We start from the raw sequence: 13999 nt of genomic DNA on the forward strand, positions 1-13999 counted from the left end.
GCTACCGGCGCAGGGCCTCCGACCCGAGGAGTCCGAAGTCGTCAGTGACGGGTAAAGAGCTGGCCCCGGACGGCGCCACCCGGCTGCTCCTTGGTGTGCAGGTTGAGGTAGAAACCGCGCGGGTTGCGCTTGATCTCGGCCAGCAGGTCGGAGTCCACGTCGTGGACCGTGCCGGAGGCCGCCACCACGCCGTCGGGCATCGCGGTGCCGAAGAGCGGGACCACCACGGCACCGTTGGCGCCCTTGTTCCCCCGGTGGATGTGGCCGAGCGTGGGTTCGGAGATCTTCGCCCAGGCGAACGAGTAGTTCAGGGAGCGGTTGCGCGGCGACACGAAGCCGGCAGCCCGCCCGTCCTTGTCTCCGACCGCCGGGCCTCCCGCGGTCGGCACCTCCTGGTCGCCGGACATGAACGCCCCGAACCTGCCGCCCTTGAGCAGCGCGAGCAGTTTGCCCCCGCGGACCTGGCGGAGTTGGCCGCGGGTCGCGCCGCCAGGGAATTCCGGCGTGTGCAGGTTCAGGTAGAAGTTGTTCGGCCGGGCGACGATGGCGTCCGCCACCTTGGCGTCTTCGATGGCGGCCACACCTGCCACCGAGGTCACGGTCTCGGGCAGGGCACCCGCAAGCAGCGTGACCTTTACGGCGCCGTTCTGACCCCGCCGGCCCTCGTGAATGTGAAAGAGCGAGGCCGCCTGCTGGTTCTTCCAGCTTGCGAAGAAGGTCACCCTACTGCCCTGAATGCGGACCAGGCCGAGCGCGCGGCCGTCCTTGTCTCCGACCGCCGGGCCGCCCGCGGTCGGCACCTCCTGGTCGCCGGTCATCGTGGCCGCGAAGTAGCGGACGCGCTGCCGGGAGCGCTTGACGCCTTCGGACAGGCCCGGTTCCCGGATCGTCGCGGCGTGCCCCGCACCGGTCGGGGTGCCGTGGTTCATGCCGTGGACTGCCGAGTGACCGTCGTGCGCGCTCGCCGGTGAGCCGAGCGCGGCGACCAGGCCTGTCGTCGCGAGAAAGGCCGTGGAAACCAGGGTCGGAAATCGCATATGCGTTTCATCCTTTCTGATCGGCCGCCCTTGAATTGGCGCGGCAACGCGACCCACACGTCCCATTCGTAAACCTGGTTCACGTTTCGTGATTCAGGACACATGGGCTGTCGCAACCGAACCAGGCAGGTGAATTCAACGTTTGGGAGTAAACGTTCGGCATCGAGGAGAAAACATGCGGAAGATGCTTGCCGTGGCCGGCACCGTGGCCCTGCTGTCAATGGCCGCGTGCACCGCGGAGACCGCCGGTGGGCCTACGGCGAAGTGGAGTGCACCGGGCGGGGCCGAGGCGCCCGCCGAGCCCGAGGTGCGGGTGCAACAGACCGCGCTCGGTGAGATCCTCACCGATCAGGGCGGGCGTACGCTCTACGCGTTCGTGCCGGACAAGAAGGGGTTCGGGTCCTGCACGGAGGACTGCCAGGCGACATGGCCGCCGTTCGTCTCCGGGCAGAAGCCGAAGGCCGGCCCGGGCGTCGATCCGGCGCTGCTGACGGTCATCCCGACGGAAGGCGGGGTGGACCAGGTGAAGTACGCCGATTGGCCGCTCTACACCTACGTCGCGGACGTCGGCCCCGGCGACGTGGACGGCCAGGGCGAGGAGGACGGCCAGTGGTGGGTCGTCGGCACCGACGGCACGCTGAACAAGAAATCGGCGGCCGAATGATCGCCTGACAGGCGGCGACCATGGTCGCTCATCGTGCCTCGACTCCCCTGCATGACCCGCCGTGCACAGCAGCGTTGCAGGCGACCGCCGCGTCGAGGCCCGTACTCCCGGCCTCGAACCGTCTTGGCTTCGGCGTCGTGGTGGGTCCGGGGCCGGTATTTGCGTCGCAGGCTGGCGGTGGGCCGCCCGCGGTCAGGCCGACTCCCGCACGACCACCTTCGTGGGCAGGACGAACGGTTCCGGCTCTGCTCCGTCGAGCAGTTCGATCAGCATGCGGGCGGCCTCGCGGCCCAGCGCCTGCACCGGCTGATGAATCGTGGTCAGCTTCGGATCGGTGTGCAACGCGATCGGCAGATCGTCAAAACCGACCACGGCGACGTCGCCGGGGACCGTGCGGCCGGCGTCGCGCAACACCCGCAATGCCCCCGCCGCCATGTTGTCGTTCGCCGCGAGCACGGCGTCGAGGTCCGGGTGCGCGCTCAGCAGCGTACGCATCGCCGCGGCACCGCCGGCCTCCATGAAGTCCCCGGGCTCGGTGGCGTACGGCCGGAGCCCCGCCAGCGTCAGCGCCTCGGTATAGCCGCGCCGGCGCTCCCGGCCGACCGCGGTGTCGTCCGGTCCGGTGATCATGGCGATGCGGCGGCGCCCGCCGCGCAGCAGGTACTCGGTGGCCGCCCGTGCCCCGCCCGCGTTATCGGCCTCGACGTAGAACGGTGGCGTCCCGTGCATCGGCAGCCCGATGAAGACGGTGGGCAGTCCTGATCGCGCGGCGATATCGATCAGCGGATCGTCACCGCGCAGCGCCACCAGCATCACCCCGTCGGCTCCGCGGGTCTGCAGGAAGTTCTCCAGCCGCCGCTGGCCGTGACCGGTCGTGGCCAGGCTGAGCACCAGGTGCAGGTCCGTCTTCTCCAGCGCGGTGGACACACCCATCATGATCTGCCCGAAGAACGGGTCCGCGAACACTCCCGGACCGTCGCCGGAGACCGCCAGCACCACCACACCGGCCTGGCGGGTCGCCAAAGCCCGCGCGGCCCGATTCGGTGTGAAACCGAGGTCCCGGATCGCCTTCTCTACCGCGTCGCGCTTCGCGCGGCTCACATGCGGCCCGTTGTTGATCACTCGGGACGCCACCGTGCGCGACACCCGTGCCCGCTCGGCGACTTCGTCGAGCGTCGGCGGCCGCGACGGGACCGGCGACGACGACATACACGGCCCCCTCCGCTCGAACCACCACCAGGCTAGCGGGTCGTTTCGGGCGATTCGAGGACCGGCTCGGCTTCATCGCTCCGGCGGTCGGCACACCGGGCGTCGAGCCGATAAGCCGCTCCAGGAAACCGGCGCCTCGCTGCCCTGCCCACCGGGCAGCGAGGGCCGGGAGTCCGGGAACTCCCCGAGGATCGCCGACACGGAACGGGCCGGCATGGGTGAGCCGATTTGTCGGCCGCTTGACCAGGTGGCGCCCGCGGCGCGAAGGGGCCGAGCGGCGTCCGGTTCGCAACGGAGGGTGGTTGCGAACCGGACGCCGCGCCATTGCGCCGGGCGGGGCCGCGTCGACCCCGCGACGATCAGTACTTGGTGTACTTGGCCCAGTCGTAGGTGGCGGTCAGTTTGGTGCCGGGGTAGGTGAAGGGCTGTAGCCAGCTGTCGACGCCGATGCCGGGCCAGAGGTTCATCATGATGCGTTGCGGGTGCGTGGGAAGCGGTCCACGCGAGCCGTTCTCCTGGTGGACGAGCCTTCCGTCGACGAACCAGTTGATGGTGCCGCCGTTCCACCACTCGAAGGCGTAGTTGTGGTAGCCGGTCGAGGCGTCGAAGCCCAAGTTGATGACGGTTTCGTGGCCGCCGACGCCGTTGGTGAAGTAGTTGACCTGCATTTGGGTGGTGTTCTTGCCGAGGATCTCCACGTCGATCTCGTCCCAGGGCTGGCCGTCACTGGGCCCGGTGTAGGTGAAGAACGAGGTCACGGTGCCGGGGTTCTTGACGGCCTTCATGCGCGCCTCGAAGCGGCCGTACGAGTACAGGTCGTTGGTGCGATATTCGCCGGCGGCGTACGGCTTGCCGGAGCAGCCGGTCGGGCAGGACTGGGTGTCCAGGTTGAGGCCCATGACGCCGCCGCTGAACCAGACGTGGTCGGCGCGCCAGCCGGCGTTGAAGATGCTGCCGTTGCTGTAGCCGTCGGCCTTGTGCCAGCGGCCGGTGTCGAATCCGTTGAGGTTGTCGACGAAGCTGGGGCCGATGGCGGCTTCGGCCGGTGCGGCAGCGGTTGCCGTCAGGGCGGCGACCGCGCAGAGGATCGCGGCGGCCAACGCTTTCGGGGCGCGAGATCGAGTGAAGATCACTGACGTCTCCAGTTCTACGGGTTCCGTCATGCCGGGATGTCGCCTCGTGCACGACGAACGGGGGATGGGGCGGTACCGGATCGCAGGTGGCGCAGGGTCGCGCCTTGGCCGGCCGGGGCGCCGGCGGCTCGGGCTGGGGCGCCCGAGCCCTTTCGGATGTAGCCATGTCGACCTATGGATGCATCGCGATCGAAAATTGGAAGCGCTTCCGGACAATCGATCCAGCGATGTCTATGACGATTTTGTAACCTCACGATGAATTTTTGTCAAGGATCGGTTCAGGCGATCAGCGTTCTAGCTGGATAAATGCCTGCGCGTAACCGCCGCCCGCCTCGCGGCCCCGACCGACACGGGCGCCTCACGAAACCCGCCCTTTACATCGATGAGCACGAGTCGTTACCTTCGGACCGGAAGCGCTTCCAAGTTGCTGGAGGCGCGCTCACCCCGGTCTTGGAGGCAACATGCGAAGGCGAACACTGCTAGGCACGGCGGCGGCCGCGGTGGCGCTGACAATGTCCGATGCCGCCGGCGCGCAAGCCGCGCCGGCCGGAGTGGCAGCCGGCAAGGGCGCATCCCCCACCCGGTACCTGGGCATGTTCCGGGAAGAGGACCCCACGGCGATCGCGGCGAACGTGGAATGCCTCTACGGCGTCACCCCGGCCAGCGTGATGTGGTTCGACAGCTGGGCGAGCGGCCGGGCCTTCCCGGTGAACGAGGCCAGGGCGCTCTGGCGGCGCGGCATCATGCCGCACTACACCTGGGAGCCCTGGAACACCGCGCTCGGCCCGAACGACCCCGGGCAGATCCACCTGACCGACGTCATCGACGGCACCTGGGACACCTACATCAGGGCACGCGCCAAGGAGTTCGCCGCCGTGCGGCTGCCGATCCTGATCCGCTGGGGGCACGAGTTCAACGGCAACTGGTACCCGTGGGGCATAGCGAACAACAACGCCGATCCTTCGCTGTACGTGCGGGCGTACCGGCGCGTCCATCGTCTCGTCGCGGCCGCCGGGGCGCGGAACGTGCAATGGGTGTGGGCGTACAACAACGGATCCGCGCCGGACGCGCCCTACAACGACCCGGCCTGTGCCTACCCCGGCGACAGATACGTCGACTGGGTCGGAATCGACGGATACAACTGGGGCTTCGGCCCGTCGTGGGACCCGACCGGCGACCGCTGGACGAGCTTCGATGCGACCTTCGCCACCGCGTACGCCAAGGCCCGCGCCGTCGCACCGAACCGGCCGGTGATGCTCGGCGAGTTCGCGTCCACCGAGGACGGCGGCGACAAGGCCCAGTGGCTCGAGGACATGGACGCGACGCTGCGCCGGGGCGCGTATCCCGACCTCAAACTGCTCACCTACTTCGACCTCACCAAGGAAGAGGCCTGGTCGCCGACCTCGTCGTCGGCCGCGCTCGCCGCCTTCACGTCCTGGACACAACGGAGGTACATGAAAGGACGCGGCCACGAGTTGGCGCGCGTAGCCCGGGACTACGCCCGCTCCCGCGTTACCGCGGTCGCCGCCCCGCATCCCTGAGGCCGTCCGCGCCCGTGGTCACTTCCCGACGGAGCAGGCCGCCTTGAAGTGCAAAGCGCGGCATCGGCGTGCGCGTACAGCGCGCCGCGCCGAGCGCCTCGTTGTAGGTGTCATATTCGGCCGGCCGCAGGCATCTCCTTGACGATGCTGAAGTTGTCCGGGTCGATGTTCGTGGGTGCGGTCGGCGAAGTCGACCGTCGGCACCGGCACCGGCACCGGCACCGGCACCGGCACCGAGTGTGTTCCCGGATCGTAGCCAGGGTTTCACTCACTTTATCGTCGAGACATGACCACCCACGCGGATCATGGAGTTACAGCGGAGACACCGACGCACAACCACGACCGCAACCCGAGTAGATCAGTACAGCCGGAGGTAGCCGAGTAGGTCACAGCATTCGAGGAACAGACCGAGATCACCGTACGGGCGTTCGTATCGCTGAGATGTCGAGACCATCCACATCGGATACCGGTCCGGCATCGACGTAACAATCGGCCGACCCGCCGCACGCCTGGGCCTCGAAGGGTTGGTCCGGTCATGCAGGCTCGATTCCGAGTTCCCGGATCAGGATCGACAGGGCCGCCGGATCGGCGAAGATGTACCCGGACTGGTCGTCGGTGTCGTGAACCTCGACGAAGACCCGCGGGTCCGTGTCGTCGCGCGGCGCCAGCCGGTCGGCGATCTCGAAGACCATCAGCGTGTCGATGTACCGGTCGGACTGGTGCTCCAGGTGCCAGACGAGCTCGTCGCCGTTGACCAGCATCCGGATGCGCTCGCCATCGGCTTCGTCGAGGAGCTCCACGTCGGTGATGGTCACCGCGCCTCCGCTGCTAGCAGCGAACCGGCCGAACAGGTCCCGGTAGCCCTCCAGGAGGCCGTCCACCTTCGGGTGCACCCGAACGCCGGCGCCCCACTCCTCCATCATGTCGATGAGCGCACCGGCGATGTCCCCGCCGTAGTAGGACAACGGCTGTTCGCGCAGGTCGTCCTCGGCCGGCCCACCCACCGTGGCGATGCCGAGCTCCATCGCCCGGTCCGCCACCTGTCCGACTGTCGTCAACACCGCCATAGGTTTCCTCCGGTATCCGCAGGTCAAGGATGTGGGTGGGCTTAGTCAAGCCCCGGGTCTTGAGTGTCGGGCGGTGCGTTGGAAGGCGAGGCCGGCAGCTGGATGGTGAACAGTGCGCCCCCGCGTGGGTGGTTTGCGGCGCGGATGGTGCCGCCGCTCTGGTGGATGATCTGCTGCGCGATGGCGAGGCCGAGACCGGAGCCGGTCACCGCGCGGGCGTCGGCAGCGCGGTGGAAGCGGTCGAAGACGTGGGGAAGATCTGCGGGGTTGATGCCCGACCCATGATCGCGCACGTCGATGCGGCCGGGACGGACGGTCACCTCGATCGGTGTGCTGGGGTCGGTGAACTTGACGGCGTTGTCCAGGAGGTTACCGACGGCGCGGAACAGTTGTTCCGGCTTGGCCCTGAGGCTGGCCGGGGCGGCATCGACGACTATGCGCCGGCCGCTGCGGCGACGGGCCCGCTCGGCGGCGCGGTGCACGAGGTCGACGAGATCGACTTGCCGCTCCTGCTCACCGTCGTACTGGTCGATAGCGACGGCGATGACCTCGTCGACGAGGGCGGACAGCTCTCGCAGTTCGCTGTCGAGGTCGGTTAGGACGCGATCACGCAGGCTCGCGTCGAGGTGGGGGTAGCGGCGCAGCGTGTCTACGTTGGCGCGCAGGCTGGTCAGTGGTGTGCGGAGTTCGTGTCCGGCATCCTGGACGAGTTGTTGCTGCTGTTCGCGGGACCGGGTGAGGGCGGCGAGCATCGCGGCGAAGGTACGCGCCAGCCGCCCGACCTCGTCGCGGCGACCGGTCGGCACGTTGATGCCCAGGTCACCGGTAGTGGCGATCGCCTCGGCGGTGGCGGTGAGCCGGGTCACCGGTGCGCAGGTCCAGCGGGCGAGGAGCACACCGGCCGCGGCCGCGAGCACGATGATCGCCAGACCCGCCGCCGCTGAGAGCCCTCGCACCGAGGCCAGCACGCGCTGGGTTTCGGCCAGGCTCTGAGCGATCCGTAGTTCCCCGTCTCCGAGTCCGACGACCATGACGCGGTAGTCACGCCCGCCCGCGGTCTGGGTCCAGGGACCCAGCACGGCACCACCGGCCTCCACCACGGCGGAGGGCCGCGTGAGCCGGACGTCCTCAGGGCCGATGAAGGAGGCGACCTGTCCGTCCGGATAGGCGCACTGCACGATGTCGGGCACGCCGACGACCGGTGGCAGACTGGCGACGCCGACCACGGCGGCATTCCCCAACCCATCGCCGGGACAGTAGCTCGCCTTCCCGTCGATGTCGGACGTGACCGCTGCCGCGAAGCCCTTCAGGCCGGTGTCGACCGCCTCGTGCAGCCGCCGCTCGGTGACCGCGTAGTTGATCGCGCCGACCACCACGACCGACAGCGCGGCCAGCGCGCCGAGCGCGAGCGCGAGGCGGGTGCGCAGGTTCACGGCTCGCGCAAGGTGTAGCCGACACCGCGGACGGTGTGGATCAGGCGGGCCGCCCCGTCGACCTCCAATTTGCGTCGCAGGTAGCCGACATAGACCGCCAGGGCCTTGGAATCGGGCCCGAAGTCGTAGTCCCAGATCCGGCCGTAGATCGTCGAATGGCTGAGCACGACACCGGCATTGCGGGTGAGTAACTGCAGCAGGTCAAACTCGGTCTTGGTCAGCTCCAGCTCGCGGTCGCCGCGCCAGGCGCGCCGTGCGCCCTCGTCCACAAGCAGATCCGCCGCGCGCAACCTGCGGTCCGGCTCGTCGTAGCGGCCTCGCCGCATCAGCGCGCGGACCCGCGCGAACAGCTCGTCCAGGGCGAACGGCTTGGGCAGATAGTCGTCGGCGCCGGCGTCCAGACCCGCGACGCGGTCCGACACCTCGGTGCGAGCCGTGACCATCAAGATGGGAGTCCGGTTCTCCCCAGCCCGCAGCCGTCGGCAGACGGTGAGCCCGCCGACATGCGGCATCATCAGGTCGAGCACGATCACATCGGCGGGCTGCCGCGCTACGGCCTCGAACACACCCGTCCCGTCTGCGACCGAGTGGACCTCGTAGCCCTCCAGTTCCAGGGCACGCGTGATCGACTCACGCGTGGCGCGGTCATCCTCGGCGTACAGGATCCGGCTCACCATGCCTATCAGTGCCATGCCTCTCTACACGTGCGGGGAGCGTCGAAGGATAGGTCAGCCCCGCCACCGCTTCGTCCCGGGGCCGGAGCCCATCCGCACCAACCAGGGGCAGCGTCCGGCACGCCCACCCGGGTCAGCGCCACAACACCGACGACGACCGCGATCCCGCGTTCGGCCGCACCGTACACGGGATCGCGGTAGTCATGTCAGCCTTCTCCTGCCTGCCGGTTGAGTCAGCGGCCGGTCTTACCGAACTCGTAGACGCCGGTCTTGCCGGACTGGAAGGCGCCGGCCTTGCCCGCAGTCGGCTTGCCGGCCCCGGTCTTGCCCGCCTCGTGGACGCCGGCCTTCTCTACTGCCGGCCGGCCAGCCTTGCCGGCTTTGCCAACCTCGAAACCGTCGGTCGCATTGATACAGGTTTCACCCGCCTTACCATCCAGGCGCTTCAGCTCGGACGGGGTCCTGCGCTGACCATCCGCCACGGTTCCACTCGAGCCGTGGAAGCCGGTCTCACCGGCCGTCACGCACTCGTCTGTGATGCTGGTCTGCTGGATCGGCGCCTTGGTCTTGGGTGCCGGGGAGATGCTGGCGTAGGCGTTGGCGCCGAACCCGCCGGCCAGCAATGCCGCACCCGTCATCACAGCAGCGATCGTCATCTTGCGCATGCGTACTCCTTGAGTATCGAGGACTGGTTCGTCCGTAGTGACCCCGCTCGTTGGGGCCACCAGGAGACTGGCCGACGGCGGTAAGACCAACACCGGAGAATTCCTACAGAGAGGTAAGAGAGTCACCTCAGCGCAGCGAACGGCTCCGTTGCATTCGCTGATCGGAAGATCAAGGCAGGCTTGAACGGTGGAGTATGCAGCCCGGTCTCGTGTCTGGTCGCCTGTTGCGTCCGCCTTCGCCGGGTTCCGGTTTCCGGCCGAGGTGATCGTGGTGGCGGTGCGCTGGTACCTGCGGTACGGACTGTCGTACCGCGATGTTGAGGAGCTGCTGGCCGAACACGGCGTCCAGGTGGACCACGTCGAGCAGTACGCGAACAACCGGATAGAAGCCGATCACGGTCAGCTCAAACGCAGGCTGAGACCGACGCGCGGACTGCAAACCGATCGGACCGCACAGGCGGTGATCGCCGGGCACGCCTTCCTGCAGAACCTGCGCCGCGGCCACGACGAACTCGGCGTCGACACTCGCCCACCGTTGCGGGTCGCGGCGGCATTCGCGGAACTCGCCCGAGCGATCTGACGCCATAGTCGGCCGGCTACGCCTGCCACAAATCTCGCAACGCAACAGAGCCTCCGCGCGCCTCGGTCATATGGGGGGATTGAGCGCTTCGGTCTCGGTCCATTCCGTGTTGAGAACGAGTATCTCTGGACCTGCGGAGAGCTCGCCGCGCCCGGTCGTCCTCGAGCAGGGCGGCACCCAGCGACGACTCGGCGGCTGCCAGCGCCGATGCCGGCGCCGGGGCCGCATCAGGCAGGGCTCGGCGCACCAGTTCCCGCACCGTGTCCGACCCGGCGTCCAGCAGTACCGACTCAAGGATTCCGCTGCCTATCCCGAACGACGTACGCGCGTATCGCCACCTCCGGACCCTCGACCAGGGCGCTCAGTGTTTCCAGCGTGTCCATCACCGAGTCGCCGTCGTCCCGCGAGTCGGTCACCGCGGCCGTCCGGATCCGCCTCAGCGCAGCTTGACCTGCCCGCCGCTCAGGTCGGCGACGATGTCGCGCAACTGCCCCTTGGGCGGGCGGCCACCTTTGACCAGTCCGTAATGCAGCGCCCAGCGGCTGTTGCGGCGTCTGCCCTCGCGCTTCGCCCAGCGTCTGCGCTCGGCCTCGTCGTCGCCGGCGAGATCGGTCCAGGCGACCGGCTCGATGGAGACGCCGCGCTTACCGATCGACAGGAATTTCACCCGGTCCCAGGGGAGCACGACATCCCTGCGCACGTGCCGGCCGCCGGCGCTGAGACCGATGCCGGCCCGGTCGAGTACCGGGTCCGCCTTCGGCAGCCGGGTCGGCCGCGCGTACCAGGCCACCGTGCACGGGATGGTCAGAAGGGCGATGAGACCTGGAGCCTGGAGGTACACCAACTCCAGTGCGCTGGTGAGGAAAAGCGCGGCGAGCACGACCAGGACCGGAATGTTGAGGGTGAGTCCGAGCAGAAACAAGACCCATTGACCGCGACGGCGCCGGTTCAGCGTCAGCGTGAGCGCGTCGACGTCGGTGGAGCCTGCGGACGAGTTGGAGGTGACCGGCACCGGAGGATCATGCCAGACGTCCTCCCCGAAGGGAGTGGATCAACCAGTCAATTGTCGTGACTGGGTAGGTGTCTGAACGGCGGCCGCCGGTCGCGGGCGCAACGGCCTGTCCAGGAGATTCGCGTTCGTCAAAGATGCACCCAGTCCAGGTTGCGGGGGCTTTCCTTGCCGGTCGGCAGGATCCGCAGAACGTCGAGTTCGCCGCGCATCGTGGGATGGACGACTTCGATCCATTCCTTGCCGCCGTGTTCGGTGAGGCGTGCCTGCATCGACTGCAGGTAGCGCAGCGAGAAGCCGGCAAAGGGGTGGTCGACGTGATAGCCCTCATGCGGACCAAGCCCGGCATCCAGGTCATCGCCACGCTGCCACAGCAATGTTCGGAAACCAGGCTCAGCGGCCACTCGTCCTGCGACTCGACCAACCGGGTCAGCACTTCCTCGGTCAACGCCACCGCCCGCGCTCGCTCCACCAGCCGATGACGCACCGGGTACCGGGCCTGGTCGGCCCTGTTCACCTTCGTGGATGCCTGCACCCCCTGAACATCCTCGGATCATCGAGGTGCAGGGGGTTCCGCAACTGCTGGTCCCATGGCTTGACTCGTCAGTTGGGTCGTCGGCCAGTTCAGATCGACCCCTGACGGGAGGCGCTGTTATCGTGCCGCCCATGTCTAGACTGGCCCGGTTGTCCGTCGGACCGATGCTCGCGATCGGCTGTAGCGCGCTGCTCGCCGTCGGGCAGCCGTGGCTCGCCAGCCGTACCCGGGTCCTTGACTGGCATGCCTGCTTCTGCGACCCAGGCGGCGATCAGTCCAGCTTGTTCATCATCACGTTCATCACCTGGTTCCAGACCATGGCGGTCCTGGTCGGCGCGATGGTCGGACGGCTCGCGGTGCCTCCGTCGACTGGCCCGGGCCGGGCGGCGACAACGGTGGCGCTGACCGTGGCGGCGGCGGTGGGCGCACTGGCCGGCATTCCGGCGGCCGTCCGGGAGGTGGCGATCGGGCAGCCACCGCCATACATCGGACTAACCCTGGCCTCCGTACGTGAGGCCGCGATCGTCGGTCTCGTGCTCGGCACCGTGGCAGCGTTCGGGGCGCTCTGGTCTGTCCGGGCGGCTGTCGGCGCCGCCCTGGGCTGGGCGTGGCTGTGGCTGGTCGGGCTGGTGTCGACGTCGCGCAGCGGCGGGTACACGGCCGCGCTGGGCATGCTGTACGGCTACTCCGGTGGGAAGGGCGCCGACGCGCTCCTGGCTGACATCATTCCGCTGGCGGTCATGGCGGCGATCTCCGGCGGCACCGCGTGGTGGGGGACACGCCGTGGTGGGCCCAGGTTCGCGGGGATGTACGCCGCGATGCTCGGGCCGTCACTCGTGCTCGCCGCCTACCTCAGGTCGGGCTTTCCCCACGAAAACACGGGAGGCCTCGAGAACGCGTTCGCCCTGATGGTGATGACGATGATGGCCGCTGCGGGCGGAGCCGCCGCGGGGGCCTGGCGGGGTCCCCGTCGGCATCGGCTTCTGGACCCTTTGATCATCGTTCTGGCGATCGCCGGCATCCTCAGCGCCGCGGCGGTTGGCGTCGCGTCGGTCGTTTACGGCCCTGGTCACTTCAGCAAGTCTGTGGCCGTGACCCTTGTCGTGGCAGCACTGCTCACGCTGCCCTTCCTTCCTGGCATCGCCGACTCAGCGACCGCCGGTCGTCGAGAGCAAGTTGCCTACTCTCCGCGTCCTTGACCGACCCGGCACCGCACCCCGAGATCCCCACCCCGGCCGAGCGCGCTGCACTCAACGCCGCTCTGGTCGCCGACAACGTCGAAACCGGCTTTCTTCGACGACCAGGGCCGTCCCGCACCCTGGCCCCGACGACATCGACGACATCGACGAGTAGACGTACGACACGAATCCAACACCCCTGAACCCGGAGAACCACCCTTCTAACCTCACCTCGCAGGCTCGCCGCTACACCGGACACCAATACTGCCGGAATGTCGGCGGTGGCGGGATCGTCATGCAGGGCCTGTACTGCTTCGAGTCCGGTCATGACCGGCATCTCGTTGTCGGTGACCACGACATCGGGGTGATGAGCGCGGACCTCCTCAACCAGGGCCGCGCCGTCGTCGTACGTCGAGACCTGGTGACCCGCCTTCACGAGCACGCGCTTCACGTATTGGACGTTGGCGTCGTCGTCAGCTGCCGCAATGTTGGCCATGATCGATCCCCGGCATACAAAGGGACCTATATCACTAGATACACCCTCGAAATTAACATGGCAGGAATTCTGCATGGATCGTTGCCTTATGGCAAGCATAGACGGCAGCAAGGTCCCGGCCGCGGTCGAGCAGGACCCGACACTGGTAACCATCCGATCGTGGTGTTCACGACCTCCGACCAGCCGGCCGACATCGCCGCCGGCTACGCCCGGCACGCCAACGCGTACGTGACGAAACCCCTCGACACCCCTCGACCTCGACGCGTTCACCCACGCGGTGGACAACATCCACAACTTCTACGGCGACCTCGTGCAGCGCCCCGTGCCAAGACCCACCTGACGCCCGGCCCTCTCCGCCGAATCCCGGACGCCTGGCCAGGAGCGCCAGCCGAAGGGGTCTTCGTCGGCGCGCGGGTGTTGACCATGAGTTCAGGCATCCATGCCTACCGCGATACGCGAGCCCCTCGGTGATCGCCTCGACCGACTGCACGGCAATAGCCGGAACTAATAGCATCAATCACCGCAGCTTCCCTTCTGTTCGCCTCGATCAATACCTGGGGGGGTGATTACATAGATTAAGTCCGGTGGTGTTCCCGCAAACCCCGCAGGCTGTTGACATGGCGGTGACACAGACCCTGCAATCAGGCGCGCGGCGCGTCGCCGAGCTGTTGACGACGCCCCTGGTGCCGGCCGACTACCTCGACGTGGTCGCGCCCCTGCGCAACGCCGGCGTGCTGCGCGCGAGGATCGAGGCCGTCCGGCCCGAGACCCGCGACAG

Annotated in this window: 14 protein-coding genes and 1 pseudogene; 5 read left to right on the plus strand and 10 right to left on the minus strand. The window is 68.1% G+C overall.

Translation table 11 applies throughout. From position 1 onward, the window contains the following. Positions 1 to 41 precede the first annotated feature (41 nt). Positions 42 to 1037, minus strand: coding sequence for a CHRD domain-containing protein (locus tag AB0B58_RS31890; RefSeq protein WP_360231098.1), 996 nt, complete (start codon positions 1035 to 1037; stop codon positions 42 to 44). Positions 1038 to 1212: 175 nt separating this feature from the next. Here AB0B58_RS31890 and AB0B58_RS31895 point away from each other — a divergent pair, with 175 nt between their 5' ends. Beyond that, complete coding sequence (locus AB0B58_RS31895; RefSeq protein WP_360231101.1) at positions 1213 to 1701, plus strand: hypothetical protein; 489 nt, start codon at positions 1213 to 1215, stop codon at positions 1699 to 1701. A gap of 192 nt (positions 1702 to 1893) precedes the next feature. Here AB0B58_RS31895 and AB0B58_RS31900 read toward each other — a convergent pair whose 3' ends face one another. Both AB0B58_RS31900 and AB0B58_RS31905 read right to left on the minus strand, forming a co-directional pair. After that, positions 1894 to 2910: a LacI family DNA-binding transcriptional regulator gene (locus AB0B58_RS31900; protein WP_360231104.1), complete on the minus strand. Its 1017-nt coding sequence runs from the start codon at positions 2908 to 2910 to the stop codon at positions 1894 to 1896. A 359-nt stretch (positions 2911 to 3269) separates the two neighbouring features. Further along, a complete protein-coding gene (locus AB0B58_RS31905; protein ID WP_360231107.1) occupies positions 3270 to 4073 on the minus strand; it encodes a glycoside hydrolase family 16 protein in 804 nt (267 codons plus the stop codon). 431 nt (positions 4074 to 4504) lie between these two features. On the opposite strand from AB0B58_RS31905, the gene AB0B58_RS31910 reads away from it, so the two are divergent. Beyond that, positions 4505 to 5584: a glycosyl hydrolase gene (locus tag AB0B58_RS31910; RefSeq protein WP_360231110.1), complete on the plus strand. Its 1080-nt coding sequence runs from the start codon at positions 4505 to 4507 to the stop codon at positions 5582 to 5584. A gap of 533 nt (positions 5585 to 6117) precedes the next feature. Here AB0B58_RS31910 and AB0B58_RS31915 read toward each other — a convergent pair. The 4 genes from AB0B58_RS31915 to AB0B58_RS31930 all read right to left on the minus strand — a co-directional run bounded on the left by AB0B58_RS31915 (position 6118) and on the right by AB0B58_RS31930 (position 9423). Further along, the gene (locus AB0B58_RS31915) at positions 6118 to 6645 is read right to left on the minus strand and encodes a hypothetical protein (RefSeq protein WP_360231113.1); all 528 of its coding nucleotides are present in this window, start codon (positions 6643 to 6645) and stop codon (positions 6118 to 6120) included. A 47-nt stretch (positions 6646 to 6692) separates the two neighbouring features. Beyond that, complete coding sequence (locus AB0B58_RS31920; protein WP_360231116.1) at positions 6693 to 8084, minus strand: HAMP domain-containing sensor histidine kinase; 1392 nt, start codon at positions 8082 to 8084, stop codon at positions 6693 to 6695. Next, a complete protein-coding gene (locus tag AB0B58_RS31925) occupies positions 8081 to 8761 on the minus strand; it encodes a response regulator transcription factor (protein WP_360231119.1) in 681 nt (226 codons plus the stop codon). The genes AB0B58_RS31920 and AB0B58_RS31925 overlap by 4 nt, the downstream gene beginning before the upstream one ends. A 230-nt stretch (positions 8762 to 8991) precedes the next feature. Continuing rightward, a complete protein-coding gene (locus AB0B58_RS31930; protein WP_360231122.1) occupies positions 8992 to 9423 on the minus strand; it encodes a hypothetical protein in 432 nt (143 codons plus the stop codon). 262 nt (positions 9424 to 9685) lie between these two features. On the opposite strand from AB0B58_RS31930, the gene AB0B58_RS31935 reads away from it, so the two are divergent. Next, complete coding sequence (locus tag AB0B58_RS31935; RefSeq protein ID WP_360231125.1) at positions 9686 to 10003, plus strand: DDE-type integrase/transposase/recombinase; 318 nt, start codon at positions 9686 to 9688, stop codon at positions 10001 to 10003. A gap of 436 nt (positions 10004 to 10439) precedes the next feature. Here the strand turns inward: AB0B58_RS31935 and AB0B58_RS31940 are convergent, their stop codons facing one another. Both AB0B58_RS31940 and AB0B58_RS31945 read right to left on the minus strand, forming a co-directional pair. Continuing rightward, positions 10440 to 11015 (minus strand): hypothetical protein, encoded by a 576-nt coding sequence (locus AB0B58_RS31940; protein WP_360231128.1) that lies wholly within the window; start codon positions 11013 to 11015, stop codon positions 10440 to 10442. A 128-nt stretch (positions 11016 to 11143) separates the two neighbouring features. Continuing rightward, a complete protein-coding gene (locus tag AB0B58_RS31945) occupies positions 11144 to 11416 on the minus strand; it encodes a hypothetical protein (protein WP_360231131.1) in 273 nt (90 codons plus the stop codon). 262 nt (positions 11417 to 11678) lie between these two features. On the opposite strand from AB0B58_RS31945, the gene AB0B58_RS31950 reads away from it, so the two are divergent. Beyond that, positions 11679 to 12746, plus strand: coding sequence for a hypothetical protein (locus tag AB0B58_RS31950; protein WP_360231134.1), 1068 nt, complete (start codon positions 11679 to 11681; stop codon positions 12744 to 12746). Here the strand turns inward: AB0B58_RS31950 and AB0B58_RS31955 are convergent. Beyond that, entirely contained in the window at positions 12664 to 13221 is a 558-nt protein-coding gene (locus AB0B58_RS31955) for a response regulator (protein WP_360231137.1), read from the minus strand. The genes AB0B58_RS31950 and AB0B58_RS31955 overlap by 83 nt on opposite strands. Before the next feature lie 617 nt (positions 13222 to 13838). Here AB0B58_RS31955 and AB0B58_RS31960 point away from each other — a divergent pair. Beyond that, positions 13839 to 13999: pseudogene (locus AB0B58_RS31960) on the plus strand (ferredoxin reductase); the annotation flags it as partial.

This window comes from Actinoplanes sp. NPDC049118, assembly GCF_040648555.1.
In the GTDB taxonomy this organism is placed as follows: Bacteria; Actinomycetota; Actinomycetes; order Mycobacteriales; family Micromonosporaceae; genus Actinoplanes.

Coding starts and splice junctions, on each gene's coding strand:
- AB0B58_RS31890 (WP_360231098.1), bottom strand. CDS start 1,037: ATGCGATTTCCGACCCTGGTTTCCACGGCCTTTCTCGCGACGACAGGC.
- AB0B58_RS31895 (WP_360231101.1), top strand. CDS start 1,213: ATGCGGAAGATGCTTGCCGTGGCCGGCACCGTGGCCCTGCTGTCAATG.
- AB0B58_RS31900 (WP_360231104.1), bottom strand. CDS start 2,910: ATGTCGTCGTCGCCGGTCCCGTCGCGGCCGCCGACGCTCGACGAAGTC.
- AB0B58_RS31905 (WP_360231107.1), bottom strand. CDS start 4,073: ATGACGGAACCCGTAGAACTGGAGACGTCAGTGATCTTCACTCGATCT.
- AB0B58_RS31910 (WP_360231110.1), top strand. CDS start 4,505: ATGCGAAGGCGAACACTGCTAGGCACGGCGGCGGCCGCGGTGGCGCTG.
- AB0B58_RS31925 (WP_360231119.1), bottom strand. CDS start 8,761: ATGGTGAGCCGGATCCTGTACGCCGAGGATGACCGCGCCACGCGTGAG.
- AB0B58_RS31930 (WP_360231122.1), bottom strand. CDS start 9,423: ATGCGCAAGATGACGATCGCTGCTGTGATGACGGGTGCGGCATTGCTG.
- AB0B58_RS31950 (WP_360231134.1), top strand. CDS start 11,679: ATGTCTAGACTGGCCCGGTTGTCCGTCGGACCGATGCTCGCGATCGGC.
- AB0B58_RS31955 (WP_360231137.1), bottom strand. CDS start 13,221: ATGGCCAACATTGCGGCAGCTGACGACGACGCCAACGTCCAATACGTG.